This window comes from Flavobacterium sp. CR10, from assembly GCF_055814415.1.
The window spans coordinates 5,403,588-5,430,136 of record NZ_CP185985.1 but is presented as its reverse complement, the minus strand read 5'-3'; the positions used below and the strand labels follow the sequence as shown (position 1 = coordinate 5,430,136).

Here is a 26,549-nt window from a genome sequence, read left to right as displayed (position 1 = left end):
TAAACTATTATCTTGCATTTGCGAATTATTTATGGAGATACGAACCCAATGCAGAACTCAAATCTAAATAATGAATTTGCTGCGGATTGTTTAACACAGGTTTGCGAACCAAAGATTCATTCGTAATAAAATAATGCAAACCGTCTTTTGTTGCAATTCCTTCTACTTGATGAAAAGGAAGTTTTAAATCGATGCGTCTTTTGTTTCCAGATAAAAAATCCTGATTTTTAAAATCGTAAAGCAGATATAAAAACGGTTTTCCAACTTTGGTATAGCCGCACAAAGTAATGAGTTTTTTATCTTCTAGATAAGTTGCGCCAGTAACCAGACCTTTGAAGTCGAGTGTTGCTTTGAGTTTTGCAGTTTGTGTTTCTTCTTGCTTCGACAAAACATAAATATTAGTTTTAGACGATTTCCATTGTTTGGTAAACAGATAAATGCTGTCTTTAGAAACAATAAAAGCTTCGCAGTCAAAATCGGTTTTGTTGGGTTTTGAAGGAGAAAAATCGGTTTGATCAGAGTAGGAAAACGAAATAGTTTCAATATTAGGACTGCCTTCCAGAAAAGATTTTTTTTCGATTTTAAGAATTTTCAAATCCGATCGATTTCCAGAATAATTATTTCCAAAATCCCCAATATAAATATGTGTAATGTCTTGCGAGATTTCTTCCCAGTCGTGATTTACTGCCTTTTCCAAAACGATTTTCTTTTTGATTTTTCCTAAAGAATCGATGCCGTAAATTGTTTTGTCATGATCGTCATTATGTGTCCAAAACAGATTTTCAAAATTAATTAATCCAGAAGTTTCTTTTAACGAATCGCTTAACTGAAAAGAATATTCGGGCTTTATTTTCAGATTTTTATAGCTACAGCTTCCGTTGTTTTGTCCAGATTCAGCATTGTAATTTTCTGCCTGTGGATCTGTACAGCCAGGAATTTGAGAATAAACCGAAGCGGTGATTGTCAGGAAGAAAAATAGAATTTTTAGCATGAGTGCAATGTTAAGTCTGCATAAGATAAAAGTAAAGTTTTAAATAATAGAATGAAATAAGTATTCAAAAAATATAATTTAAGTGTTATTTTGCATTCACTTTAAGTGCAAAAGTCTTTTTTATTCTTTTGGATAAAACGAAGCTCCGCAATGAAAATTTTACAAAAATTATCACATTACCGAATTTCACGTTATTACAAACTTTTGTTTGTAGTAGTTGATATTGTATTATTAAATCTTGCGACTATTCTTTCTGCATTGGCTAGATTTGGCAATTTAGAAAAACTTTTATCTAAAGACGAAAGAACCATTTCGCTTTTGGCTGTTTTAATATGGGTTGCTTTACTGCTCCAAAAAGATTCCAATCGAAGCGTGAGGGTAGAACCAATAGAATCGATCTTATGGAGAACAATCAAAAAAATTTCTATTCATGCGGCCTTAGTGTCGATATTTGTCGTTTACCTAAAATACGTTGATATTTCAAGACTTCGCTTGGTTTATTTTTATCTGATATTTTTTGGATTGCTAATGATTTCGCGCTATTTTTCAATGAAGCTTTTAAAATATGTTCGCGCAAAGGGGTACAATTTTAAAACTTTTATAATTGTAGGAGCCAATAAATCAGGTGAAAAAATTCGAAAAGTGCTTGCAAAAGATCTAACGTTCGGATATCGTTTTTTGGGTTTTTTTGATGAAACAGAAAATAATCAAGATGTTGATTCAGATTTAATTGTTGGAAAATTCGATGACGTTGAAAAGTTTGCTGTCGACAAAAAAATTGACGAAATGTATGTGGCGCTGCATATTGACAATATCGAAATCATTAATGAATTGACCAGAATTTGCGAACAAAATATGATTCGTATCAAATTCATTCCCGATTTTCAGCTTTATACAAAAGCAAGCAAAGTAGAAGTTGCTTTTTATGAAAATACGCCAGTTTTAATGTTTCGTCCTGAACCTTTAGAATTTGCTTCAAACAGACTTTTAAAAAAAGCTTTTGATGTTTGTTTTTCGAGTCTAGTCATTTTACTCGTATTTCCGTGGCTGTTCCCGATTATTATGCTCATTATAAAACTGGAGTCCCCTGGCCCTGCCTTTTTTAAGCAGGAAAGATCAGGAAGAGACAACAGATCGTTTATGTGCATAAAGTTTCGAAGTATGTATGTAAATGGTATGGCTCATAAAAAGCAAGCTGAAAAAGGAGATAGCCGAATTACCAAATTTGGTGCTTTTATCCGAAAAACGAGTATAGACGAACTGCCGCAATTTTTTAATGTCTTTCTTGGCGATATGTCTGTCGTAGGTCCAAGACCTCACATGGTTAATCTTGCAAAAGAATATAGCGATCTTATCAATAATTATTTGGTACGTCAATATGCTAAACCTGGAATTACTGGCTGGGCGCAGGTCAATGGTTTTCGAGGAGAAACAAAAGTCTTAAGCGATATGGAAAACAGAGTGGAATATGATATTTGGTATATCGAAAACTGGAGTTTTCTGCTTGACATTAAAATTATTGTAAAGACTATTATCAATATTTTTAAAGGAGAAGAAAACGCTTATTAGGTTTTTAGAACTTAAAAAACTGATTATTCTTGATAACTTCTTTTAAAGGATCAATATTTTTAATTTTTATTTTATCGTCAAAAGCTGCAATATGCTTTTTATGATGAACATCGGTTCCGCAAAAATTATACATTCCTTTTGCTAAAAGATCGTCGGCAGTTTTAGCAATCTGCGATCCATAATATTCTACTGTAGAAAGCAGATTCAGTTGGAAAAGACAGCCCGCATTTTTTAATTTTTCATATTCCGAAAACCTGTTGTGGTAAAAAACATATCGCTCAGGATGTGCCAAAACCGGAATATAGCCAGCGAGTTGTATTTCAAAAATAGTTTTGTAGATATTTAACGGAGCATTTAAATAGGATATCTCTACCAAAACATAGTTGTCTTTTAAGGTCAGTAATTTTTCTTCTTTAAAATGATTTTCGAACCAGCTGTCAATAAAATATTCAGCTGCCGCTTGAACAGGCATTTTAATTTTATTTTCTTCTAATATCTTTTGAGTTTCTTGAAGTGTAGATTGGATAATTTCAGGAGAATTATCCCAAACATAATGGTTGATATGAGGTGTTGTTACCATTTGAGAAACTCCAAGTTTTTGTAAAGCTAAAACCAATTCAATTGATTTTGTCATGTTTTTTGCTCCGTCATCAATTCCTGGCAAGATATGAGAATGAATATCTACAAAACTGCCATCAAACAGTTCTTTTAATGCGGGTTTTGATTTGAGGAATGATAACATGTAACAAAAATGTATAAATCAGTTTTATAACGCGCAAAATTAATCTAGAATTTGTAACAAGACATTTTAGAATTATGTTATATTTGATTTTTAGTAAAAAAGTAAAAAATTATGAAAATAAAAGAGAATTTGTTTAATCAGCGTATTGTTTCCATTGATGCTTTGCGTGGAATTACCATTTTTGTAATGATTTTTGTAAACGAACTTGCGAGTATTCAAAATGTGCCTCAATGGATGAAACACATGCCCGCTGATGCAGATGCAATGACTTTTGTTGATTTAGTTTTCCCTGCTTTTTTATTCATCGTCGGAATGTCGATTCCGTTTGCTTTTAATGCCCGACTTATAAAAGGAGACAGTCCAAAAACAATCTGGACACATACTTTAAAAAGAGCAATTGCACTTATTGTAATTGGTGTTTTTATGGTCAATGCCGAATATGGATATGATGCCACTAAAATGATTATTGCACCAGCATTTTGGGGACTTTTGGCTTATAGTATGCCAATCCCGATTTGGAATAAATATCCAAAAGATTTTCCTCTTTGGTTAAAAAACGTATTGCAATACGGAGGAATTTTAGTTCTCATAGCACTTTATTTTATATATGTTCAAGATACGGGAGATCGCGGAATGACGCCAAAATGGTGGGGAATTCTCGGTTTGATAGGTTGGGCGTATCTTTTTACAGTTATTTATTATTGGCTGGTTTCAGGTAATTTATGGGCTATGATTGCTCTTTTGGTTTTTGCTGTGGTTATGAACTCTCTTAATTTAACCGAAAACTCTTTTGTTCGAACTACTTCTTGGTTGAGTTTTATAGCGGGACATCTTACGCATGTTTCTTTGACTTCGGCAGGAATAATCATTTCTTTATTGTTTTTTGATCGAAAAATAAATTCCAAAATCAACTGGCCGGTAATTGGCTTTGTTGTTCTGTTTACTGTAACAGCAATTCTGCTTCGTCCTTATTTCGGAATTTCAAAAATAAAAGGAACGCCATCTTGGACAATGTTCTCTGCAGCGATTTGCACCGCTTTGTTCTATTTTCTGTATTGGCTGATGGAAGTTAAAAAACAAACCAAATGGAGCGAATTCTTTATGCCTGCAGCGGCAAACCCATTATTGATTTATATTTTGCCAGGCGTTATTTATTATTTCTGTAAAGCTTTCAACCTTCATATTATACCGGGATATTTTAGAGTGGGAGTTCCAGGGATTTTGTGGTCTTTAGTGTTTTCAATAATTATGCTTTTTGTAATGAAAATTTTAAACAGATACAAAATTCAGTTGCATCTTTAAGGTTTCAAGTTTCAGGTTTCAAGGTGATGAACTTTACCGCAAGTGCGCAAAGAATTGCGCAAAGTGCACAAAGATTTTTTTCTAACGCAAAGCTCGCAAAGGTTTACGCAAAGTGCGCAAAGATTTTTTAAGCAAAATGTTTATAAACACAAAGTTCGCAAAGCTATGTCAACACAAAGCTTTGCGAACTTAAATATTCTCAAAGTATAACATGCAGTAAAAAAAAATCTTAGCGTACTTTGCGTTAAAAATTACGCGTTCCAACAAAACCTGAAACCTGAAATAAAAAAAACTAATATATAACCGATTTAATCTTTAGAACCGAACCAGAAACGGGGTTATAATTGACAAAATTGAATTTGCATATATTATGGATATTCAAAAGTTTTCCGTCAGGAAGTTCATCTTGTCTAAAATCTGACCAAGGAATTTTTACGGTAGAAAAATGTTTTGGAGAAGCGGGAATACTTACTCTTGGATGTGAACCTCCATGCACACAACCCGTTCCCTCGTCATTTCCCTCTCTTGCCTGTAGTTTTATAATTTGGGTTGATTGATAAGTAATTTCCACCAATTTAGAATCATTTGAAAGATTGGTCGGAACACCATCATTGGTTTCAGAAGGCGTAATCATGACATTCAATTCTATTTCTCCCTTCGGATTGTCTTTTGCCGTAACAGCAACAATTCCTTTTTCTAGTCTAATTTTGTTTATTTCCTCTTCGCTTTCTATTGCAGGCCCAGCAATAAACCATTTATTCGATTTTACAAGATTTACTCCATTCTTTTGATGCTTTGCAGAAAAACCAAAAAGCAACAGTAATGGTAAAAATATAAAAATTCGTAGCGTTTGCAAGTTTTTCAAAATCATAAGTTTATCATTTCAAATATAACTTTTTTGCTTCATTCAAAAATCTTTTTAATTCAGATAAAATTTTGATTTTATTCTTAATAAAATTTTAAATTTGTAAGAGACGGTTTTTAAGATATTGTGCGTGAATAGTTTAAGAATTAAATACATCTTAGTTTTGTTTTTAATAGGATCGTTTTGTCAGGCTCAAAATGATAGTACAGCCGTGGGAACTCGAGATATCTTAGATGTTATTCATAAAATTTTTGATAAACAGGATACAATTCGTCCAGATAGAAAACGAAAGCTAACTTTTTCTTTGTTGCCTGTTCCAGTTGGTGTTAATTCTAGCAATGGTTTGGTGGTTTCTTTTCTTACGACTTTTTATTTGGGAGATGCCGAAAAAACCAAAATGTCCCAAATTACCTTTTCGCCTTATTTCAGTTTCAGCAATCAATTTGTATTTCCAATCCAATCTTATATTTATACAAGTGATAATAAATGGAATCTAATTGGAGATTATCGGTATATGATTTATCCTCAGGATACTTACGGATTGGGCGCGGACAATTCTGATAAAGAAATGTCAACTCTCGATTACAAACAGTGGCGTTTTTATCAATTTATAACAAGGCAGATTGTAGGAAATTACCGTCTGGGAGTTGGTTTTCTTTTCGATAATTATAAAAATATTTCTGAAGAATCTTATATAGACGGAGAAACCGATTATTATAAATATATGAATGGGGATTATTCTGATGAGACTTCTTTCGGATTTGCAATTCAAGGTTTGTATGACTCAAGAGAAAATATTATTAATCCAGAACAGGGTTTATATGTCGAAGCCGATTTGCGAATCAATACCAGCGGAGTAGAAGGAGACAAGTGGCAGTCTATCTATTTTGATGCCCGAAAATACCATTCTTTTAGTAAAACCAAACATCGTGTTTGGGCTTCTAGAGCATTTTTTTGGTCCACTTTTGGAGGGAAACCACATTATCTGGATTTGCCAAGTATTGGTTGGGATCGAGAAGGAAAAACGGGTCGCGGATTCACCAAAAATAGATATCGAAGCAATGCTTTAATTTATTTTGAAACCGAATACAGAACCGATATAAGCCGAAACGGATTTTTTGGCGCTGTTTTTTTTACCAATGTTTCGTCAGTTTCCAAACTTGATACGTATGAATTTAAAAAATGGAATCCTGCGGTTGGAACCGGAATTCGTATTAAATGGAACAAACGCAACGGCAGTAATTTGGCTTTGGATTACGGAATCAGTAAAAACGACTGGTCGTTGCGCTTAGGGTTATCAGAAAATTTCTAACTTCGGCCAAAATCTACAGACTCAATTATTCATGCAGTTATCGGTTGTTATTTTAAACTACAATGTGCGTTACTTTCTCGAATTATGCCTTTTAAGTGTTCAGGAAGCAATTGCGTCAATCGATGCAGAAATTATCGTGGTAGATAATAATTCATCAGATGAAAGTGTTTTCATGATGAAAGAAAAGTTTCCAGACGTAAAATTGATTGAAAACAAAGAGAATTTTGGTTTTCCAAAAGGCAATAATATTGGAGTTCATCAAGCGAAAGGGAAATATGTTTGCATTCTAAATCCTGATACTGTTGTTGCAGAAGATACTTTTACAAAGATTCTGGCTTTCGCCGAAAGGCAAAATAATCTCGGAATTATTGGCTGTAATTTAATTGATGGAACTGGAGAATTTCTGCCAGAGAGCAAACGCGGAATTCCGACGCCTTGGGTTGCCTTCACAAAAATATTCGGATTGTATAAAATCTTTCCTAAAACCAAACTTTTTAATCAATATTACGCTCAAGATCTAAATGAAAATGAAACAGGAAAAGTAGATATTCTTGTTGGTGCTTTTATGTTTTTAGAAAGAAAATTGTATGGAGACTTGAATGGTTTTGATGAAGATTGTTTTATGTATGCCGATGATATTGACTTATCGTATCGTGCTTTGCAAATGCAAAAAGCAAATTATTATTTTCACGAAACCACTGTTTTGCATTTTAAAGGAGAAAGTACCATAAAAGACGAAAAATATATGAAGCGCTTTCAAGAAGCCATGAATTTCTTTTATCAGAAGCATTTTAAGAAATCTTGGCTCTTTAGTGTTTTTATTCAAGTTGGCGCTTTTTTGTTTTCAATCGCTAAAATGTTTCAAGGAAAACCAAAAGAAAACCCATTGCCAGAAAGTTATTTTTTATGCTCCGAAAATGAGAATTTCGCTAAAAAACTAGCTTCGATTTTGGAAAATAAAGTTGTTTTTTTAGATTTCAAAGGAGAAAAAATGGTAAATTCGTGCCTAATTTTAAAGGGTAAAAAGGCAGAGATCATTTTGGATAATCAGTATATTTCATTCAAAAAATGTATCGAAATCATAGAAACTCTTAAAGATAAGCAGGTTACTTTTAAAATTTTTCCCAAAAATACAGGTTTTATTATTGGAAGTAATTCAAGGAATGACAGAGGGCAAATCGTGAAAATTGAGTAAAAAATTATATTAAGTGTAATTTATGTTTGAAAATTTCATTAATTTCGCAATCTGAAAATCAAAAACATCTTTTAGATTAACAATATGGCAAGATTTGAATTAAAGCTTCCTAAAATGGGAGAAAGTGTCGCTGAAGCAACCATTACAAACTGGTTGAAAGAAGTTGGAGACAAAATTGAGGCTGATGAAGCTGTACTCGAAATTGCAACAGATAAAGTTGACAGCGAAGTGCCTAGTGAAGTATCAGGAATTTTAGTTGAGCAATTGTTTGGTAAAGATGATTTAGTGCAAGTGGGGCAAACTATTGCCATTATTGAAACTGAAGGCGGAGAAACAGCAACTCCAGAAGCTGTAAACGCAGTTCAAGAAACTGCTGCTCCTGCAGAAGCTGCCGAAATCGAAAAAACAATCGAATCGGTTAAAGAAACGGTAACTTCTCATGATTTCTCAGGATCAGATAAATTCTTTTCTCCTTTAGTAAAAAATATTGCAAAAGAAGAAGGTCTTTCTTTAAGTGAACTTGAAAATATTGCTGGTTCTGGAAAAGACGGACGAGTAACAAAAGAAGATATTCTGAAATATGTAGAAGCTCGTAAATCGGGTTCTGTTCAAGCTCCTCAAACAGTTGAAGCAACTCCAAAAGTAATTGTTGAAACTCCAAAAACTGAAGCTCCAAAAGCAGTTGAACCAATTGTTCAAAAAAGCCAACAAGCGGTTCCAGTTTCTGTAAACGGTGCTGACGAAATTGTTGAAATGGACAGAATGCGTAAGTTGATTTCATGTTATATGGTGGCTTCGGTTCAGACTTCGGCTCACGTACAATCTTTTATTGAAGTTGACGTAACGAATATTGTGAAATGGAGAGATAAAGTAAAAGCTGCTTTCGAAAAAAGAGAAGGTGAGAAATTGACTTTTACTCCAATTATGATGGAAGCTGTTGCAAAAGCTTTAAAAGATTTCCCTGGAATGAATATTTCTGTTGACGGAGATTATATCATTAAAAAGAAAAATATCAATTTAGGAATGGCGGCAGCATTGCCAAACGGAAATTTAATTGTTCCTGTAATTAAAAATGCAGATCAATTGAATTTGGTTGGAATGGCAAAAGCGGTGAACGATTTAGGAAACCGTGCAAAAGCTGGAAAACTAAAACCAGACGATACTCAAGGTGGAACTTATACTGTAACGAATGTTGGTACTTTTGGAAGTGTTTTTGGAACACCAATTATCAACCAGCCACAAGTAGGTATTCTGGCGCTTGGTGCAATTCGTAAAGTTCCCGCGGTTATTGAAACTCCAGAAGGAGATTTCATCGGAATCCGTCAGAAAATGTTCTTGTCGCACTCTTACGACCATAGAGTAGTTGATGGAGCTTTAGGAGGAAGTTTTGTGAAAAGAGTAGCAGAATATTTAGAAGCTTTTGATGTAGATAGAGATTTCTAAAAATCGATTATAAAATAAATTCAAATCCGATAAGTTTTAAACTTGTCGGATTTTTTTGTTTTGTAAGAAAAGAATTAAGTAGAAATGTGTAATCCAGTGTAGGACTTATTTTTGAAAAGTTAAAATTAGGATTTGAAAGCATTTTTCGACAAAAAAAATCAGAATAAAGGAGGATATTCGGCTTTAAAAATTACATTTGTAAACTTATAAAAATTAGAAATGGAATTAAAACTTAACAAGCCAATTTGCTTTTTTGATCTCGAAACAACGGGAATTGATATCGGTAAAGATAGAATCGTAGAAATTTCAATATTCAAAGTTTTTCCTAACGGAAATAAAGAAAGTAAGACTTGGTTGGTTAATCCAACAATTCCAATTCCTCCACAAACAACTGCAGTTCATGGCATCACTGATGAAAAAGTGGCTAACGAACCAACTTTTGCAGAACTTGCTCCGCATATTCACAATATGATTAAAGACAGTGACTTGGGCGGATTTAATTCAGATCGTTTCGATATTCCGCTTCTTGCTGAAGAATTGCTTCGTGCGGGAGTTGATTTTGATATGAAAAACAAAGTCTCTGTCGATGTTCAAACAATTTTTCATAAAATGGAAGAGCGTACTTTAAGTGCAGCTTTGAAGTTTTATTGTGGAAAAAGTTTAGACAATGCCCATTCAGCTGAAGCTGATACAATGGCGACTTACGAAATTTTAAAAGCACAATTAGATCGTTATCCAGAATTAGAAAATGATATGAAATCATTATCTGAATTTACAACTCGTAAAAAAATCGCCGATTTTGCAGGAATGATTGCTTTTGATCAAGATGACGAAGAAATTTTTACTTTTGGAAAACATAAAGGTGCAAAAGTGGAAAAAGTTCTAGAAACAGAACCTGGATATTTCAGCTGGATTCAAAATGCTGATTTTCCGTTGTACACCAAAAAAGTTTTGACAGCAATTAAATTGAGAAAATTAAATACAAAGTAAGTTTCTAAGATGCTAAGGTACAGAGATTCTAAGTTTTTTTAGTTTCTTAGTAGCTTAGCATCTTATTATCTTAGCAACTTAAAAAAGAATGAAGATTATCTGTGTCGGCAGGAATTATGCCAATCATATAGAGGAATTAAAAAATGAGCGTCCAAGTGAGCCGGTGGTTTTTATGAAACCAGATTCTGCGGTTTTGCTGAAGCAGCATCCGTTTGTTATTCCTGAATTTTCAGAAGATGTTCATCATGAAATTGAAATAATCGTAAAGATTAATAAAGTCGGAAAATATATTGAGCCGAAATTTGCTCATAAATATTATGATGATATAAGTGTAGGAATTGATTTTACTGCGAGAGATTTGCAAAGTAAATTGAAAGGAAAAGGACTTCCGTGGGAAAAAGCTAAGGCGTTTGACGGTTCAGCGGTTATTGGAGATTTTTTGCCAAAAACTGATTTTGTTTCTATGGAAAATCTTAATTTTGAATTGAAAACAAATGGTGAAACAGTTCAAAAAGGAAATTCAAGCATGATGCTTTGGAAGATTGATGAATTAATCTCTCATGTGTCTCAGTTTTTTACTTTAAAAATTGGAGATATTATTTTTACAGGAACGCCGGCAGGTGTTGCAGCTGTAAAACCAAATGATGTTTTAGAAGGCTTTTTAGAAGATAAAAAATTATTCAGAATACAAGTAAAATAATGGCTTTAAAGTACAACCTTTCGAAAGTATATGCGCTTTCAGATAACGATCCTGAATTTGTAAATCAAATTTTAACTTTATTTGTTACAGAAGTTCCGGAAGATTTAAAACAAATTAAAGAAGGAATTAAAAAGAAGGATCATAAATATGCCTATTCGTATGCGCACAAAATAAAGCCAACATTAGATTTAATGGGGTTAAATGTGGCTTTTGAAGAAATCTTGCAGGTAGAAGCATGGACAAAAGCCGAAGGCAAGAAAAAAGATATTATCGAAACTTTTAAAAGTATTAAAGTACAGGTAAAAGAAGCGATTAAAGAAATTAAGAAAGATTTTGATCTTTAATATAAAATTGGCTTATTCCTGATTTCTTTAAATTAAGGAATAAGTCAAAATCATTTTTTAAATTTTGTAAGCGGCTTATAGTCTGTAAAAGCTGTTAATACCTTCCTCCAAGACAAAATTTAAATTTTCTACTTATAAATTATAGTCTTGCTTAATGTAAGAATCAAAAATATTTCACTGATATGAAAGCAGCAATTATTACTATTGGAGATGAAATCTTAATTGGCCAAATCGTAGATACAAATTCGGCTTTTATTGCTAAATCACTCGATAGAATTGGAGTTGAGGTGGCAGAAATGCTATCGATAAGCGATGATAAAAAACATATTTTAGACACTTTTGCGCAATTGCAAAACAAGGTAGATGTTGTTATCGTGACAGGCGGATTGGGGCCAACAAAAGATGATGTTACAAAGAAAACATTCTGTGAGTATTTTAATGACGAGTTGGTTGTAGATCAAAAAGTTTTAGCTCATGTTACAGAACTGATAGAAGGTTTTTACAAAAGGCCAATTTCTCAAATGAACAAAGATCAGGCTCTGGTTCCGTCAACTTGTACAGTGTTGCATAATAAAGTGGGTACAGCACCAGGGATGTGGATGAAAAAAGAAAATACGGTTTTTATCTCGCTTCCAGGAGTTCCTTACGAAATGAAATATTTGGTTGAAGAGGAGATAATTCCAAAAATCGTTCGCGAATATAAACGTCCTTATATTATTCATAAAACCATTTTAACTTATGGTCAGGGAGAAAGTTTAGTTGCAGAACGTATTGAACAATGGGAAAACAATCTTCCTGAATTTATAAAATTGGCTTATCTGCCAAATCCAGGACGAGTTCGTCTCCGTCTAACAGCCCGCGGAACGAATAAGGAAGAATTAGAAGAGGCTATAGAAAGTAATGTGCAATCATTGGACGCCATAATTCACGATATAATTGTGGGTTACGACGAAAATGAAACAATTGAAACTGTAATTGGCAAATTGCTTTCTAAACAAAATAAAACAATCTCAACAGCAGAAAGTTGTACAGGAGGAAGGATTGCTTCTCTACTGTCATCTGTTCCAGGTTCATCAAGCTATTTTAAAGGAAGCGTGGTGTCTTATGCGACAGAGGCAAAAGTAAATGTTTTGGGAGTTGCTCAAGATTTGATAGATCAATTTTCTGTAGTTAGCGCTGAGGTTGCGTCAGTTATGGCTTTGAATGTTAAAGCATTGCTGAAAACCGACTATGCACTGGCAACGACGGGCAATGCAGGGCCTTCAAAAGGTGATTCTGATGCTGAAATTGGCACTGTTTTTATCGCTTTGGCGACGCCAGACGGAGTAATTGTAGAGGAATTTAGCTTCGGACAACCTCGTGAAAAAGTGATAGATAGGGCATCTGTTAAGAGTTTGGAAATACTGCAGAAAGAAATTTTAAAATTTGTGCAATAATTTTTTGCTACAATGGTTTATTTTTCTTTTCTTTGCACCCTGATTTTGAATAACGATAAAAGATAAGTATAATGTCAAGAGTTTGTGACCTTACAGGTAAAAGAGCGATGGTAGGAAATAACGTTTCTCACGCTATGAACAAAACTAAGAGAAAGTTTTCTGTAAACTTAGTTAAAAAGCGTTTTTATCTTCCAGAAGAAGATAGATGGATTACTCTTAGAGTAGCAGCATCTACGATAAAAACAATTAATAAAAATGGAATCACTGCAGTTTTGAAAAAAGCGCAGTCAGAAGGATTTATCAAATAATCTTTTCCTAAATAAATATATAGCAAGATGGCAAAGAAAGGTAATAGAATCCAAGTAATTTTAGAATGTACTGAGCACAAAACTTCTGGTGTTCCAGGAACTTCTAGATATATTACAACTAAGAACAAAAAAAATACTCCAGATAGATTAGAGATTAAAAAATTTAATCCAATCTTAAAAAGAGTAACTGTTCACAAAGAAATTAAGTAATAATTAGAGATTTTGATAAAATCTCAAATGGTTTTTCATTTGAAGATTTATTGAATTCCAAAACATTTGAATCATGGCAAAGAAAACCGTAGCATCGTTACAAACATCTTCTAAGAGATTATCAAAAGCCATCAAAATGGTAAAATCTCCTAAAACTGGTGCATATACATTCGTAGAATCTATTATGGCTCCTGAAGAAGTTGATGAATTCTTGAAAAAGAAATAATTACAATTACATTATATAGAAAAGCTACTTTCATTCGGAAGTAGCTTTTTTATTACCTATATTTGTCTAAAAATTTAAAGAATCGTAACAATTGGGCTTTTTTTGAGAAACAATTGCGCTTTCTTTAAAGATTTGGATTTCTTGTCTAGAAATCAAGAAATCTAGTAAATCTAAATAATCTACAAAAAATGAGTTTTTTTAAAAAATTATTCTCTACCGAAAAAAAAGAGACTTTAGACAAAGGTCTTGAAAAAACGAAAACTACTTTTTTCTCGAAGTTAAGCAAGGCGGTTGCAGGAAAATCTAAAGTTGATGATGATGTTTTGGATGATCTTGAAGAAGTTCTTGTAGGTTCAGATGTTGGAGTTAATACGACACTGAAAATCATTGAAAGAATTGAAAAACGTGTTGCTGAAGATAAATATCTAGGAACAGACGAATTAAATCAAATTCTTCGTGATGAAATTGGCGCTTTGTTATCTGAAATTAATACAGGTGAAGCAACAGAATTTGAAGTTCCGAAAGATAAAAAGCCATATGTTTTAATGGTTGTTGGAGTAAATGGAGTCGGAAAAACAACTACGATTGGTAAATTGGCTTATCAATTTAAAAAAGCGGGCCATAAAGTGGTTTTAGGTGCGGCAGATACTTTCCGTGCAGCTGCTATCGATCAGTTGCAGGTTTGGGCTGATCGTGTAAATGTGCCTATTGTAAGACAGCAAATGGGGAGCGATCCCGCTTCTGTAGCTTTTGATACTTTGCAGTCGGCAGTTGCTCAAAACGCAGATGTTGTAATTATTGATACCGCTGGCCGTCTTCATAATAAAATCAACTTGATGAATGAGCTTACAAAAGTAAAACGTGTAATGCAGAAAGTTGTAGCCGATGCTCCTCACGATGTGCTTTTGGTTTTAGATGGTTCTACTGGTCAAAATGCTTTTGAACAAGCAAAACAATTTACAGCAGCAACAGAAGTTACTTCGCTTGCTGTAACTAAATTGGATGGAACTGCAAAAGGAGGAGTTGTTATTGGTATTTCTGATCAATTTCAAATTCCGGTTAAATATATTGGTGTTGGCGAAGGAATTGAAGATTTGCAAGTCTTTAATAAATACGAATTCGTTGATAGTTTCTTTAAATAATTTATAATGAAAAATATATCAGCTTTAACGTTCTATTTTGCTAGTGTAATATCTTTTGTTCTGGCAAACGTTTTAAAGGATAAAAATCTTTCAGTATACTATATTCTACTGGTTTTAGGAATTGTTTTATTCTTTTTGGGAGTGCTTAAAAGAATAAAAACTAACCGATAAGTTTTTTATCTAAAAATATATAGCTTTTAAATAAAAGTGTTCTAATGACTTTTATTTAAAAGCTATTTTTTTATTGATATAGTGCATTAATTTTCTGCCACAACGTTTTGTCAAAATCAGAAAGCGCGAGATTTACATTATCGGCGACATCTCCCATTCTGATTACAACCATTTTCTTGCTTGGAATTACATAAATCTTTTGGTCGTTTTTACCTAAAGCCATAAACATATCGCTTGGTCCAGTTGGAATTACGCTTCCTTGAAAAGTTAGTTGGGATTGTGGCAGATGATAACTTGATTTTCCGTTTAGCCACCATAAATACCCATAACCTAAATTGATGTTTTGCGAAGTTGTGGTTGCTTCATTAAAGAAAGCTTCATTGAGAATTACATTGTTTTCCCATTTTCCTTTATTCAGCATTAATAATCCAAAACGTGCCATGCTTCTTGTTGTGCTTGTATAAACGCTATTTACGCCAAGTTGAACCCAAGTACCGTTCATGCCGATTTTGTCTCTTAATTTGGTATTGAAATAATCCTCCCAAGTTTGTCCACTTGCTTTTGCTACAACGTCCTGAAGTTTTACATATACATTATGATATGCCCATCTGGTTCCAGCATCGGCTTTATATATTAAATCTTCTGGATCAACTTCGTCTGAGGTATCATCAAGTCCAGAAGTCATGGTTAAAAGATGCTTGCAGGTTATCAAGTTTTCTTTTGGCAGAGTTTCACTTGTCCAGCCAGTTCCAATATAATCAGATACTTTATTGTTAATGTTTAAAAGCCCTTCTTGTTGAGCAATTCCTGTCATTGTTGAAGTTAATGTTTTTCCTGCACTTGCCCAATACCAATTTGATGTGGCTGTATGGTTATTGAAATAGTTTTCTAAAACAATTCGGCCATTTACAAGTATGATGAAAGATTTAGAATGTTTGAGTTCTAGGTAATCTAAAAGTGGTCGTACAGCATTTTGATTCCATTTTAGATCAGCAATAGATTTTGTTTCCCAAGTTGTTCCTGTTAAGGGAGGAAAATACATTTTTTCTTCAGGAGTTGGAACGGGATCTGGTTCGACTGAATCTTTACTGCATGCAGTTAACGACAAGAATGTCAGGATTGTGTAAAATACTCTGTTCATATTTTTTTGCTTTTGGTTTGGGGTTTGACCAAAAATATGCAAAATAGTTTAATGTGTTTTTTGATTTTTTATTTCTTTTGATGATTATAAGGTTATCTTTGTAGTCCGAGAAAAATTTCTTTTGAAAACGGGAGCCCTAGCCCTGATGGAAGCGGCATCCTTTTGTGCCGGGGTTCGGCACAAAAGATACAGCGGACAGCAGGAATAAGCTCCTAAATCTTCGACTTCATTTAAAGAAAAAAGAATAAATTTTAATATTTTTATTTATGAAAAATGCTTTCATAGTTTTGTTTTGTTCGCTTTTGTTTGTGAGCTGTAAACAGGAAATACAACCTGCTGATATTGCTAAACTAAATGGCTATTGGGAAATTGAAAAAGTGGTTTTTGAGAAAGGCGAAGAGAAGGAGTATAAAATGAATGAAACTTTTGATTTTTTTCAAATCAAGAATAATAAAGGTCTTCGAACGAAAGTGATGCCGCAATTTGATGGCACTTTTTTGACAACAGATACTTTTGAAAATGTTGCAGTTCGTTTTGCAGGAGATCAGGTTTTCTTGGATTATAACACGAAATATACGAAATGGAGTGAGGAAATTATTTCGCTTTCGGATGACAAATTAGTGGTGAAAAACCCTCAAAAAATAGAATATCATTATAAAAAAGCTGGACCAGTAAATCTTTTGAACGATGGCGAAAAGACTAAATAACGAAACAACTATTGGCGCTGTTTTACAGCAAATTATTCAGGTTAATAAATTACAGCCTGGAATGGATCAAATTGATGTTCGTGAGGCTTGGCGACAGCTTATGGGAAATGGTGTGAATACCTATACCCGAAATGTTGTTCTTAAAGGCAGTACGCTTTATGTTGAGTTAGGTTCTTCTGTTTTACGTGAAGAGTTAACTCACGGAAAATATAAAATTGTGAAAATGATCAATGAAGAATTGGGACGTGAGGTGGTGAAAGACGTTATATTGCGGTAATATTTTTTAGTAAGATAAATTTTAAAAATAATTAACACTTCTATTGCGGAGTGTTTTTTTTTACGATACATTTGGGCAGTTATTTCTTTAAAATAACATCTTTTTATAAACCCAAAATAATAAAAAATCAATGAAAAAAATTTTACTAATTTTAACCGTACTATGTACGTTAACTGGTTATTCGCAAAAGAAAAAAGTTGCTGTTGTTGCTTTTTACACTGACAAAACAATTGATCTTTCAGAGCTTGGTTTAAGTGCCGTTGCTGCAGTAACAGATTTAGGAAATAATCCAAATTTTAACCTGCAGCCAATTTTGGAAAAATATCACAATGCTTTTTTTAATGATTATTCTAAAAAGTTTCCATTTGATTTACTTCCTGAAACAGATATAACTCAAAAACAAGAGTATATTGATTATATTCCTCATTTTGATAGAGAGGGAGAAAAGGGAAAATATATTATCAATTACCCTGGATATAAATATATATATGAAGGAATAAATGGTTCTGCAAATGAAGTAGCAACCGCTACGATGTTTAAAGATAATGCTGATGGTGTCTTGTTTACAGAAATTCATTTTGCTGTAGTAAAAGGGTTTGCAGTTGGAGGAACTGGAACTATTAAGATGAGAGCTTATGCAAGAATCGCTTTGTATGATAAAAATGGGAAAAAAGTTTTTGCTTTTAACGAAGGGGCAAATTCAAAGAAAACGGGAACAATAGTAGGAGGAATTCCTGTTTTATCTTTTGATAAAGTATTGCCAATGTGTGAAAGTGCATTAGACGAACTTTTAAAAGATTTGGATGGCAGAGTTGAGAAAATGGTAAAGAAGACTTCTGAAAGTCTTTAATTATTTTAAATCATAAAAAAAACCGCTTCAGTTATGGAGCGGTTTTTTTTTTATGATTTAAGAAGTCTTAGAACTGCTCTCTTCCTGCAAAGTGGAAAGCACTTTCGATAGCAGCGTTTTCGTCGCTGTCAGATCCGTGAACTGCATTTTCTCCGATTGAAGTAGCGTATGCTTTACGAATAGTTCCTTCAGCAGCTTCAGCAGGGTTTGTAGCTCCAATTAAAGTTCTGAAATCTTCTACAGCATTTTCTTTTTCTAAAATAGCAGCAACAATTGGTCCGCGAGACATAAATTCAACTAATTCTCCGTAGAAAGGTCTTTCTGCGTGTACTGCGTAAAATGCTTTAGCATCAGCTACAGTTAATTGAGTTAATTTTAATGAAACGATTTTGAAACCACCATTAGTAATCATTGCTAAGATATTCCCGATGTGTCCGTTTGCAACAGCATCTGGTTTAATCATTGTAAAAGTTCTATTTGTTGCCATTTTGTATTTTATTAAATTTTGTGCAAAAGTATACTTTTTTTATGAATTGATTTTAATAAATTCATAATTTAAACATGCTAGAATGATGTTTTGATTAAGAAAGAAGGAAGCGGTGAGTCTTGGTCAAAAAAAAGACGCACAATTGCACGTCTTTAAAATGTTTTTTATTGCTTTTATACTTTAAAAATCAGCTTGTTTCTGTAGAAAATCCATAATATAAATGTCCAAATTCCAACATAAGTTAGCGCACCTGCTAGAGAAGCTGTCATCGGATTGCTGAAAAATGGCGCAATTCCGAAACGGTATAGATAATCTAGAAGGTTAATTTGTTCACCAAGAAGAGATGGATGCTGAAAACGAATCAGTACCAAAGCTTGCGGAATAATCTGCGAAGCAAAGAAAACTATCATCGGGTTTACTCCCCAAATGACAAATAATTTGAATCCTTTTTTATATTCGGCAATGTCAATTATGTAATACAATACAGTTAAACATACTGTTGCCAATCCTGTTGTGTATAAAACATAACTGCTTGTCCAGATGGATTTGTTTATTGGAAAAACTAAATCCCAGATTAATCCGAAAAAGATGAGCGATGTACCAATCATTCCCATTCTTTGCGCTTTCTGGATTTTCGCTAAACTAAGAAGCAGAATCTGCCCAATAAATAACCCGATAATTCCGTTTACAATTGAAGGTGCTGTGCTTAAGATTCCTTCAGGATCCCAAGTATTGGTTTCATGATACATATGGCCTTTTAGTAATATACTGTCAACCCAAGCGGCTAAATTAGTTCCTCTTTCAAGATTTGCTTCTCCAAATCCGGGAACTGGAATTAAGGTCATAACTGCCCAATATCCCAAAAGTAAAACAGCTCCTGTAATTAATTGTGTTACTCGAGATGTTTTTAGATAAAGTAATGAAACCACAAAATAAACTACGGCAATACGTTGTAGAACTCCAGGAAGTCTTACATCTGCATAATTTTCAAAACCTCCGTAAGCTAGAATGATATATATGGCTAATATGCTAAAGGCAAAAATGTTTTTTAGTTTGTTGCTGAAATTTCCCATCAAAGCGTAGCCAACTGCAAACGTGATAATCAATCTGCCTATCAGAAGTGGGATTCCATCAAGACCAAACAATTGGATTTTGCCAAAGAAATTAAAGAAAATCCCCAAGCAGAGCATTCTTAAAGAACGAATCAGAATTTTGTTGAATGTTGTTTCGTCATATTTTTTTTCTGGCATTGCAAGCGGTACGGCAACTCCCATTATAAAAATGAAAAACGGAAATACAAGATCTGTCGGCGTACAGCCATTCCATTGTGCGTGCAAAAGCGGCGGATAAACATTTCCCCAATCGCCGGGATTGTTTACAATAGTCATCAATAGAATAGTCAGTCCGCGAAAGACATCAAGCGAAATTAGGCGTTCTCTTACCATTAGGTTAGTTCGTTAAATAGGTTATAAAATATAATTCTATTTGGTTTGAGAGAGCAATAAGATCGGAAATGAGCTGGTTATTTGTTCCTAAATTATCGCTTTTGAATTTCTAAAGATAATTATTTTAGATTATTATGATGTCAAAATTATGTTCTAAAGGTTTTAATTTTTGAATTAAAAGCGGAATTAATTGCTCGCCTTTTTCTAGATAAAATTCAGAAAAATTGGTCTGACGTTCTTGTAAACTTTGATTTGGAAACAATTCGCACTGTAAATCCGTTACGCGCTGTAACTGATCATGCAATTTTCTTTTTTGTGCTTTTAGCAAACGTTTTTCCAGATTTTCGAGACCTTTCTTCTGTTTCACTTCTTGTGCTTTTACGGCTCCAGAGAAAGATTTGTCTGTCTTTTCGGCCAATTCAAAAAGATAAGCAAACTGTTTTTCAAGAGCTTCTTTTTGTTCTGTTAAATTAATTGGAAAAGGAGAAAGTTTATGAGTAATTTCATTAACTAAATTCTCTGATTTACTGAATAAATCTTTCCAGCTTAAACCTAAATTATCTGCTTTTTTTGCTTGTTTTTCGGTTGCCAATAGAACAGAATTTCGAACCAGTAATATAGGAAAAGTGATATTTACGGCTTCAAAGAATGCTTTTAATTCTAACCAATAAGCAATTTCTCCGCCTCCGCCAATGTAGCAGAGATTTGGTAAAATAATCTCCTGATATAGTGGACGCATAATTACGTTTGGACTGAATTTTTCAGGATTGCTTTCTAACAATTTGAAAATTTCATCTTTAGAAAATGAGATTTTGGTGTTGTTCACAAAATATTTATCATTCTCAAAAATGATTCTTTCGCGCAGTTTATCTTCAATGTAAAATAAATTGATCTCACGCGGATTTACTTGAACGGTATAATCGGCAAGTTCTTCAATTGATTTTTGAACTGCTTTAAACGAAGTCTGGTTTTCTAATTCTTCTTTTGCATACGGAATAAAAGCACGTTTTAAATCGGCATCGTCTGCTTCTATAATGACCAAACCGTAATTTGCAAAAAGAGCATTGGCTAAATAACGTGTTGCATCTGCCAGATTTTTGTGCTTTAAATATGCATCTTCAAAAAGTTTTTTCAACGTATTGGCATTCGTACTTGAACCTAGTTCTTTAGAATAAACTTCAAATAAATCTTCTAAGCCTTCAGTTGAAAGTCTTCCAACTGGACCAGTACTTTCAGCATTCCAGCGGATTTTTTTTCCTTTAAAATTAAAATAATTAATTTCTTCAAAATCATGATCTTCCGTTGCCATCCAATAAATTGGAACGAAATTGTATGAAGGGTATTTCGACTTTAATTCTTTTGTTAAATTAATGGTAGAAATAATTTTATACAAAAAGTATAACGGCCCGCTAAAAAGATTTAGCTGATGGCCAGTTGTAATGGTAAAAGTATTTTCGAGTGCTAAAAGCGAAATATTTTGTCTGGTTAAATCAGAAATTTCGATGTTTTGATATTGCTTTTGCAAAGTGTCAACCAAAACTTTTCGATTATTATGGTCAAAATTGGCTAATTTTTCAGCAATTTGTTTTTCGAAATTTTCTAAGGTTGGAAAATTATTGTACAGCGGTTTTAATTCTGGCTTTTGATCTAAATAATCCTGCATTAGTTTAGAGAAATATCCAGAAGATTGAAAGCTGATACAGTCGGTAGGCATAATTTTAAATTTATTTTTGACAGCTGTAAATTTAATGAAAATAAGTAGTTAAAAACGCTATTAACAATTGCTTATGATTTGATTTTTTTCTGATGCTTTTAAAAGCGTTGTAATCAGGATTTTAAAATTTGATTTTATAAGGTTGCTTAAAATTGAAAATTTAGATAATTTGTTAAAATTATAAAGTAGTGGCAAAAGTAATTTGTATAAACATGAGTTTTTAATAATGAAACTCTATTTTTGCAAATAAAAAAGATATCATTTTTCATGGAAAGTAGCCCAAGTAAGAAGAACTCATTAAAACATGTTCTTTTTGGAAGCCTTATTGGCACCACAATCGAATTTTTTGATTTTTATATTTATGCTAATGCAGCCGTATTAGTTTTTCCTCAATTATTTTTCCCTAGTTCAGATTCGACAATGGCGACTCTGGAATCTTTAGCAACTTTCTCCATCGCCTTTTTATCGCGTCCGTTAGGCTCTGCATTTTTTGGACATTATGGAGATAAAATTGGACGAAAATTTACTCTTGTTGCAGCTTTACTGACAATGGGAATTTCTACTGTGACAATTGGTTTTCTGCCAAGTTATGAAAGTATTGGTGTTGCGGCTCCGTTACTATTGATGCTTTGCCGATTCGGACAAGGAGTTGGTCTAGGAGGAGAATGGGGAGGAGCCGTTTTGTTGGCAATCGAGAACGCGCCGCCAAACAAACGTGCTTGGTACGGAATGTTTCCGCAATTAGGGGCTCCAATCGGATTATTGCTTTCTGGAGGGACATTTTTATTGCTTACCGATTCGATGAGTAATGAAGATTTTATGAATTATGGGTGGAGAATTCCTTTTATTGCTAGCGCACTTCTGGTAATTGTTGGTTTTTATATTAGAACAAAAATTACAGAAACGCCTTCGTTTGAAAATGCTAAAAAACAGGAAGAAGAAGTAAAAGTTCCATTTTTAGAGTTGGTGAAATCATATAAAAACCAGTTAATATTTGGAACTTTTGCAGCCATTACAACATTTTTGGTTTTCTATTTGATGACGGTTTTCACTCTAAGTTGGGCAACCTCAGACTTAGGAATTGTAAAAAGAGACGGATTATTGATTCAATTATTCTCGGTATTGTTTTTTGCGCTTTTTATTCCAGTTTCTGCTGTTGTGGCAGATAAAATTGGTCGTCGTAAAATGCTTATCGCTGCAACTGCGGCTATTGCCGTTTTTGGATTTTTCTTTTCGTTTTTCCTGAAAGAAGGTAATATTCCATTGATTGCTACTTTTGCTTGTATCGGAATGTCTTTAATGGGATTTACTTACGGACCTCTTGGAACTTTTTTATCTGAATTGTTTCCAACCAATGTTCGTTATTCTGGAGCGTCTTTAACTTTTAATATGGCAGGAATTCTCGGCGCTGCTTTTGCGCCAATGATTGCAATTTGGCTAGCTAAGACATATGACGTGAGTTATGTAGGTTATTATTTAATTGCTGCCGCTTTAATATCTTTAGTTTCGTTTTTAGTAATTAGCAGGGATGAGCATAAGTTCTAAGAATTTTTTAAGCAAAAATATTATTAAAAAGTCCGCGAGGTAAATTTACTTTGCGGACTTTCTTTACCGTTTAAGAGAAAAATGTCCTCTATATTCCGTTCCATTTATCCTGATAGCTGTAAACCAATAATCTGATGCTGGTTCTTGATTACCAAGATAAGTTCCGTTCCAAGAGGTATTTTGTGCCAATTCTTTAATTAATTTGCCGTAACGGTTGAATATTCTAATAGACGAATTAGGAGCTAGATAATCAGGATCAATTGTCCAAGTGTCATTAAAGCCATCGCCATTTGGTGTGAAGAATTTTGGATACGGGAGTTCATTGACTAAGTGAATACAATCTCCAGCTGTTGCCTCGAGAATGTTTATTGTTACAGGAATTCTGTCGCTTTCGCAATCACTTATTGTTTGAGAAGCGTAATAGGTAATTGCATTTTCAAGTGAAGTTGATTCTGATAAACTATTTGTAGAAGTAGAACCTTCATACCATTTGATATTTTGACCATTAATTTGAATATCGCTAATTTTTGCATTTTTCTGAATGCAGAATTGTTGTGGAGAATCTGCACTTGGAATTGGGGTGTCTTGTATTTTTACGATAATTGGTAATCTTTCGCTTTCGCAATTGTTTAAAGTTTGCGAAACATAATACGTTCCATTATGTAATAAATCGGTTTCTTGTAAAACATTTCCATTTACTGTATCATCATACCATTTAAGAGCACTTCCTGTTATTCTTAAATTTTCAATTGTTGCAAGTTCATCAATGCAAAATTGTTGATTATTATTTCCTATTGGTAAAGGCGTGTTATATACATGAACAAGAATTGGTGTTCTGTCACTATCACAGCCAATTGTTTGCGAAGCATAATACGTTCGATTATCTTCTAAAAGAGTTGTATTTGGTAAAACAGAAGCAGAAAAGCTGGTATCAAACCATTTTATGTTTTGCCCCGTAATTTGAATGTCATTAAGCGTTTTGTTTTCTTGTTTGCAAAAAGATTGTTCTGGATTTCCCGATGGAACAGAAGGAGTATTTACGATTGAAACCGTAACTCCAAATCTTGGGCTTTCACAATTGTTTTCTGTTTGTGAGGCATAATATGTTTTTCCGTTTTGCAGATTTGTTGTTTCAGACAATAAATTACCATTTGTCAATGCATCATACCATTTTATGGAAGTTCCTGTAATTTCGATATTAGCAATCGTTGGATTTTGCCCTGTGCAAAATTGCTGATTTGTATTTCCTGTTGGAGCTAATGTATTCTGAATATTAATTAAAACAGCTACTCTTTCGCTTTCACATCCGTTTACAGTTTGAGACGCATAATAAGTTACTCCATTTTGAAGTGGAGTTGTGTTAGATAAAATTGTTCCAGCAGTTTGTATGTCGTACCATTTTATATTTTGTCCAGTAATTTGAATGTTATTTAATACTGCATTTTGATTAACACAGAAAGTTTGAGGTGAATTAACAACTAATTTTTCGCCATCAAGAGTTGGGATCAGAGCGACTCTTTGACTTTCGCAAGAGTTACCATTTTCTTGTTGTGTGACATAATATGTGATATTACTTTCTAATAATGTTGATGGGGGTAAGATATTGCCATTATTTTGATTATCGTACCATTTTATATTCGAACCAAGAACAGAAATATCTGAAAGTTTAGGATTGTCTTTTTTGCAAAATGTTGAGTTTGTAATTATTGGAAGAGAAGAAGCATTTAAATGAGCTTTGACAGCCAATCTTTCATTTTCTGGGCAGCTTTCAAAATAGGACGCGTAATAAACTTTTTCGTTTTCGAGTGGTAAATTTCTATCTAAAGGTGTGTTTGAAGTTTTAGAATCATACCAATCTATAATTTCGATACATGGTTTTAAATCGTTTACTGTTGGATTTGAAGACCGACAGAAATATTGATCGTTATCTGCTTCTGGAATATTTGAAGTGCATGGATTAAGTTTTAAATAATAGGAACTTCCATTAAATGTATGCATAAAAAATGAACTTATGGGACTAGGATCAAAATCGGGTTTATCCTTGAAATAACCTGAAAGAATCAAATTGTCTTCAAAATCAGATTGCACATAAAACCCGTTTTTAATGTTTTTAAAATTTATAAATTTACCATTCTGATTGAATTTTAGCAATAGATACTCATTGCTGTAATTTGTATTTTTATTTGGAAAAATTTTATTGCATTCGTTATTTACATAAGTAAATCCGTTAATGAAGGTTAACAAGTAAATGTTGCTGTTATTATCTAGACTCAAAGAGTAAGTTTCTTGTCTTTCGTCACCATAAATCTTATTATGCCAAATATATTCTCCATTTTCGTTCAGTTTGAAAAACAGGCAGTCTACTCGATCAGATGTAAATGAAAGAGACTTGTTTTTGAAATCTAGTATCATTGGACTATCATAACTCGAATAATCACTAGTACAATAAATATTGTTAAAGTTGTCTATTTTTACAGCTTTATCTGCGTTGCTTCCTAATCCAGATGTTGTTTTTCCTAATTGTCTAAACCATAATTCATTTCCTTGGGAAGATATTTTAAAAATAAAATTCATGTTTTGTCCACCAGAATAATTACTGTTTGCAAATAAAAAATTGTATTCATATTTTCCAGTTAAGATGATATTATTTAAATTATCGCATGTCAAAGAAATAGGGTAATCGTAGCCAGATCCACCCCATTTTTTTGCCCAAAGAAAACCACCATCATTATTGTTCTTTAAAACAAATATATCGTTTGTTGAAGTGCCTAATTTATATACTGCAGTTCCAGCATCAAAATCTGTATCGATTCCTCCATAAACTCCAGTTGTAATTATATTACCTTCATTATCAACGGTAGATTCATCAGCATATGCTCCAAGATAAAAATTACCAAATATGAAATCTCCATTAGGGTTAAGTTTGATGACGTATGAGCCTGTGGTACTTGTTGTTGAATTTGTAATTAAATATTGTTTAGCTGGATCAGGATTTAAGTCAATCACTCGACCAGTAGCAAGACCAGTTATGATCACATTTTCATTTTTATCTAAAATTATTGATCTACCTCCATCTACCCATTCAGAGGCAATATGTTTTGCCCATAAAAATTCTCCTTTTTTATTTAACTTTAAAATAAAACAATTTGATGCATTTGCCGTTGAAGTTAAAAAGAACTCATTTGGTCCTGGATCAAAATCTATTCTGCCACCAAATTGTCCTGTGGAATATATGTTTCCTTGACTATCAGTAACTATAGATCTTGTATTTGATGAACTATGGTCTTCATCTATTTTTAAAGCCCATTGAAAATCTTGAGCTCTGGAAATATTGTTGATAAATAGAAAAAGAAATAGACAAAGGATTGGTAATGGATGTTTCATCAGTGTAATTTGGTCAGTGACAAATGTAATTAAATGTTTACAATTTCAAATCA

Annotated in this window: 25 protein-coding genes; 17 read left to right on the top strand and 8 right to left on the bottom strand. The window is 33.2% G+C overall.

Annotated elements, in window-relative coordinates:
• Positions 1-25: 25 nt before the first annotated feature.
• Positions 26-991: a T9SS C-terminal target domain-containing protein gene (locus tag ACNRYB_RS22810; RefSeq protein ID WP_473728863.1), complete on the bottom strand. Its 966-nt coding sequence runs from the start codon at positions 989-991 to the stop codon at positions 26-28.
• Between the two features lie 150 nt (positions 992-1,141).
• On the opposite strand from ACNRYB_RS22810, the gene ACNRYB_RS22805 reads away from it, so the two are divergent.
• A complete protein-coding gene (locus ACNRYB_RS22805) occupies positions 1,142-2,560 on the top strand; it encodes an undecaprenyl-phosphate glucose phosphotransferase (RefSeq protein ID WP_473728862.1) in 1,419 nt (472 codons plus the stop codon).
• A 4-nt stretch (positions 2,561-2,564) separates the two neighbouring features.
• Here ACNRYB_RS22805 and ACNRYB_RS22800 read toward each other — a convergent pair whose 3' ends face one another.
• The gene (locus ACNRYB_RS22800; RefSeq protein WP_473728861.1) at positions 2,565-3,302 is read right to left on the bottom strand and encodes a tyrosine-protein phosphatase; all 738 of its coding nucleotides are present in this window, start codon (positions 3,300-3,302) and stop codon (positions 2,565-2,567) included.
• A 111-nt stretch (positions 3,303-3,413) separates the two neighbouring features.
• Here ACNRYB_RS22800 and ACNRYB_RS22795 point away from each other — a divergent pair, with 111 nt between their 5' ends.
• The gene (locus tag ACNRYB_RS22795) at positions 3,414-4,604 is read left to right on the top strand and encodes a DUF5009 domain-containing protein (protein WP_473728860.1); all 1,191 of its coding nucleotides are present in this window, start codon (positions 3,414-3,416) and stop codon (positions 4,602-4,604) included.
• 292 nt (positions 4,605-4,896) lie between these two features.
• Here ACNRYB_RS22795 and ACNRYB_RS22790 read toward each other — a convergent pair whose 3' ends face one another.
• Complete coding sequence (locus tag ACNRYB_RS22790; protein ID WP_473728859.1) at positions 4,897-5,475, bottom strand: hypothetical protein; 579 nt, start codon at positions 5,473-5,475, stop codon at positions 4,897-4,899.
• Positions 5,476-5,632: 157 nt separating this feature from the next.
• Between ACNRYB_RS22790 and ACNRYB_RS22785 the strand changes: the two genes are divergently transcribed.
• The 11 genes from ACNRYB_RS22785 (at position 5,633) to ftsY (ending at position 14,775) form a co-directional block, all read left to right on the top strand.
• Positions 5,633-6,781 carry a hypothetical protein gene (locus ACNRYB_RS22785; RefSeq protein ID WP_473728858.1) on the top strand — a complete coding sequence of 383 codons (1,149 nt, stop codon included), beginning with the start codon at positions 5,633-5,635 and terminating at the stop codon, positions 6,779-6,781.
• Between the two features lie 31 nt (positions 6,782-6,812).
• Positions 6,813-7,976, top strand: a complete 1,164-nt coding sequence (locus tag ACNRYB_RS22780) for a glycosyltransferase family 2 protein (protein ID WP_473728857.1) — start codon at positions 6,813-6,815, stop codon at positions 7,974-7,976.
• A gap of 84 nt (positions 7,977-8,060) precedes the next feature.
• Positions 8,061-9,419: a dihydrolipoamide acetyltransferase family protein gene (locus tag ACNRYB_RS22775; protein ID WP_473728856.1), complete on the top strand. Its 1,359-nt coding sequence runs from the start codon at positions 8,061-8,063 to the stop codon at positions 9,417-9,419.
• A 219-nt stretch (positions 9,420-9,638) separates the two neighbouring features.
• Positions 9,639-10,409, top strand: a complete 771-nt coding sequence (locus tag ACNRYB_RS22770; protein WP_248727902.1) for a 3'-5' exonuclease — start codon at positions 9,639-9,641, stop codon at positions 10,407-10,409.
• Between the two features lie 88 nt (positions 10,410-10,497).
• Positions 10,498-11,109 carry a fumarylacetoacetate hydrolase family protein gene (locus ACNRYB_RS22765; RefSeq protein ID WP_473728855.1) on the top strand — a complete coding sequence of 204 codons (612 nt, stop codon included), beginning with the start codon at positions 10,498-10,500 and terminating at the stop codon, positions 11,107-11,109.
• On the top strand, positions 11,109-11,453 hold the full coding sequence (locus ACNRYB_RS22760; protein WP_008468078.1) for an Hpt domain-containing protein: 345 nt from the start codon (positions 11,109-11,111) through the stop codon (positions 11,451-11,453). The genes ACNRYB_RS22765 and ACNRYB_RS22760 overlap by 1 nt, the downstream gene beginning before the upstream one ends.
• Before the next feature lie 182 nt (positions 11,454-11,635).
• Positions 11,636-12,889: a competence/damage-inducible protein A gene (locus ACNRYB_RS22755; RefSeq protein WP_473728854.1), complete on the top strand. Its 1,254-nt coding sequence runs from the start codon at positions 11,636-11,638 to the stop codon at positions 12,887-12,889.
• 71 nt (positions 12,890-12,960) lie between these two features.
• The gene (rpmB, locus tag ACNRYB_RS22750; RefSeq protein ID WP_008468080.1) at positions 12,961-13,197 is read left to right on the top strand and encodes a 50S ribosomal protein L28; all 237 of its coding nucleotides are present in this window, start codon (positions 12,961-12,963) and stop codon (positions 13,195-13,197) included.
• Positions 13,198-13,224: 27 nt separating this feature from the next.
• Positions 13,225-13,407 carry a 50S ribosomal protein L33 gene (gene rpmG / locus ACNRYB_RS22745; RefSeq protein WP_008253902.1) on the top strand — a complete coding sequence of 61 codons (183 nt, stop codon included), beginning with the start codon at positions 13,225-13,227 and terminating at the stop codon, positions 13,405-13,407.
• A 73-nt stretch (positions 13,408-13,480) separates the two neighbouring features.
• A complete protein-coding gene (locus ACNRYB_RS22740) occupies positions 13,481-13,633 on the top strand; it encodes a DUF4295 domain-containing protein (protein WP_008468081.1) in 153 nt (50 codons plus the stop codon).
• Between the two features lie 188 nt (positions 13,634-13,821).
• Positions 13,822-14,775 carry a signal recognition particle-docking protein FtsY gene (ftsY, locus tag ACNRYB_RS22735; RefSeq protein ID WP_473728853.1) on the top strand — a complete coding sequence of 318 codons (954 nt, stop codon included), beginning with the start codon at positions 13,822-13,824 and terminating at the stop codon, positions 14,773-14,775.
• A gap of 241 nt (positions 14,776-15,016) precedes the next feature.
• Here ftsY and ACNRYB_RS22730 read toward each other — a convergent pair whose 3' ends face one another.
• Positions 15,017-16,087: a serine hydrolase domain-containing protein gene (locus ACNRYB_RS22730; RefSeq protein ID WP_473728852.1), complete on the bottom strand. Its 1,071-nt coding sequence runs from the start codon at positions 16,085-16,087 to the stop codon at positions 15,017-15,019.
• A gap of 266 nt (positions 16,088-16,353) precedes the next feature.
• On the opposite strand from ACNRYB_RS22730, the gene ACNRYB_RS22725 reads away from it, so the two are divergent.
• From ACNRYB_RS22725 to ACNRYB_RS22715, 3 genes are all read left to right on the top strand, one after another.
• Complete coding sequence (locus tag ACNRYB_RS22725) at positions 16,354-16,794, top strand: lipocalin-like domain-containing protein (protein ID WP_473728851.1); 441 nt, start codon at positions 16,354-16,356, stop codon at positions 16,792-16,794.
• Positions 16,775-17,071 carry a DciA family protein gene (locus ACNRYB_RS22720; RefSeq protein ID WP_129745114.1) on the top strand — a complete coding sequence of 99 codons (297 nt, stop codon included), beginning with the start codon at positions 16,775-16,777 and terminating at the stop codon, positions 17,069-17,071. The genes ACNRYB_RS22725 and ACNRYB_RS22720 overlap by 20 nt, the downstream gene beginning before the upstream one ends.
• Positions 17,072-17,201: 130 nt before the next feature.
• Complete coding sequence (locus ACNRYB_RS22715; protein ID WP_129745116.1) at positions 17,202-17,921, top strand: hypothetical protein; 720 nt, start codon at positions 17,202-17,204, stop codon at positions 17,919-17,921.
• Positions 17,922-17,988: 67 nt separating this feature from the next.
• On the opposite strand, the gene ACNRYB_RS22710 is transcribed toward ACNRYB_RS22715, so the two are convergent.
• The 3 genes from ACNRYB_RS22710 to bshC all read right to left on the bottom strand — a co-directional run bounded on the left by ACNRYB_RS22710 (position 17,989) and on the right by bshC (position 21,567).
• Positions 17,989-18,408: a nucleoside-diphosphate kinase gene (locus tag ACNRYB_RS22710; RefSeq protein ID WP_071634812.1), complete on the bottom strand. Its 420-nt coding sequence runs from the start codon at positions 18,406-18,408 to the stop codon at positions 17,989-17,991.
• Positions 18,409-18,581: 173 nt separating this feature from the next.
• A complete protein-coding gene (locus ACNRYB_RS22705) occupies positions 18,582-19,853 on the bottom strand; it encodes an acyltransferase family protein (protein WP_473728850.1) in 1,272 nt (423 codons plus the stop codon).
• Positions 19,854-19,977: 124 nt separating this feature from the next.
• Positions 19,978-21,567: a bacillithiol biosynthesis cysteine-adding enzyme BshC gene (gene bshC, locus ACNRYB_RS22700; protein ID WP_129745120.1), complete on the bottom strand. Its 1,590-nt coding sequence runs from the start codon at positions 21,565-21,567 to the stop codon at positions 19,978-19,980.
• 267 nt (positions 21,568-21,834) lie between these two features.
• Between bshC and ACNRYB_RS22695 the strand changes: the two genes are divergently transcribed.
• Positions 21,835-23,112 (top strand): MFS transporter, encoded by a 1,278-nt coding sequence (locus tag ACNRYB_RS22695; RefSeq protein WP_473728849.1) that lies wholly within the window; start codon positions 21,835-21,837, stop codon positions 23,110-23,112.
• Between the two features lie 63 nt (positions 23,113-23,175).
• Here the strand turns inward: ACNRYB_RS22695 and ACNRYB_RS22690 are convergent, their stop codons facing one another.
• Complete coding sequence (locus ACNRYB_RS22690; protein ID WP_473728848.1) at positions 23,176-26,496, bottom strand: Ig-like domain-containing protein; 3,321 nt, start codon at positions 26,494-26,496, stop codon at positions 23,176-23,178.
• Between the last annotated feature and the right edge of the window lie 53 nt (positions 26,497-26,549).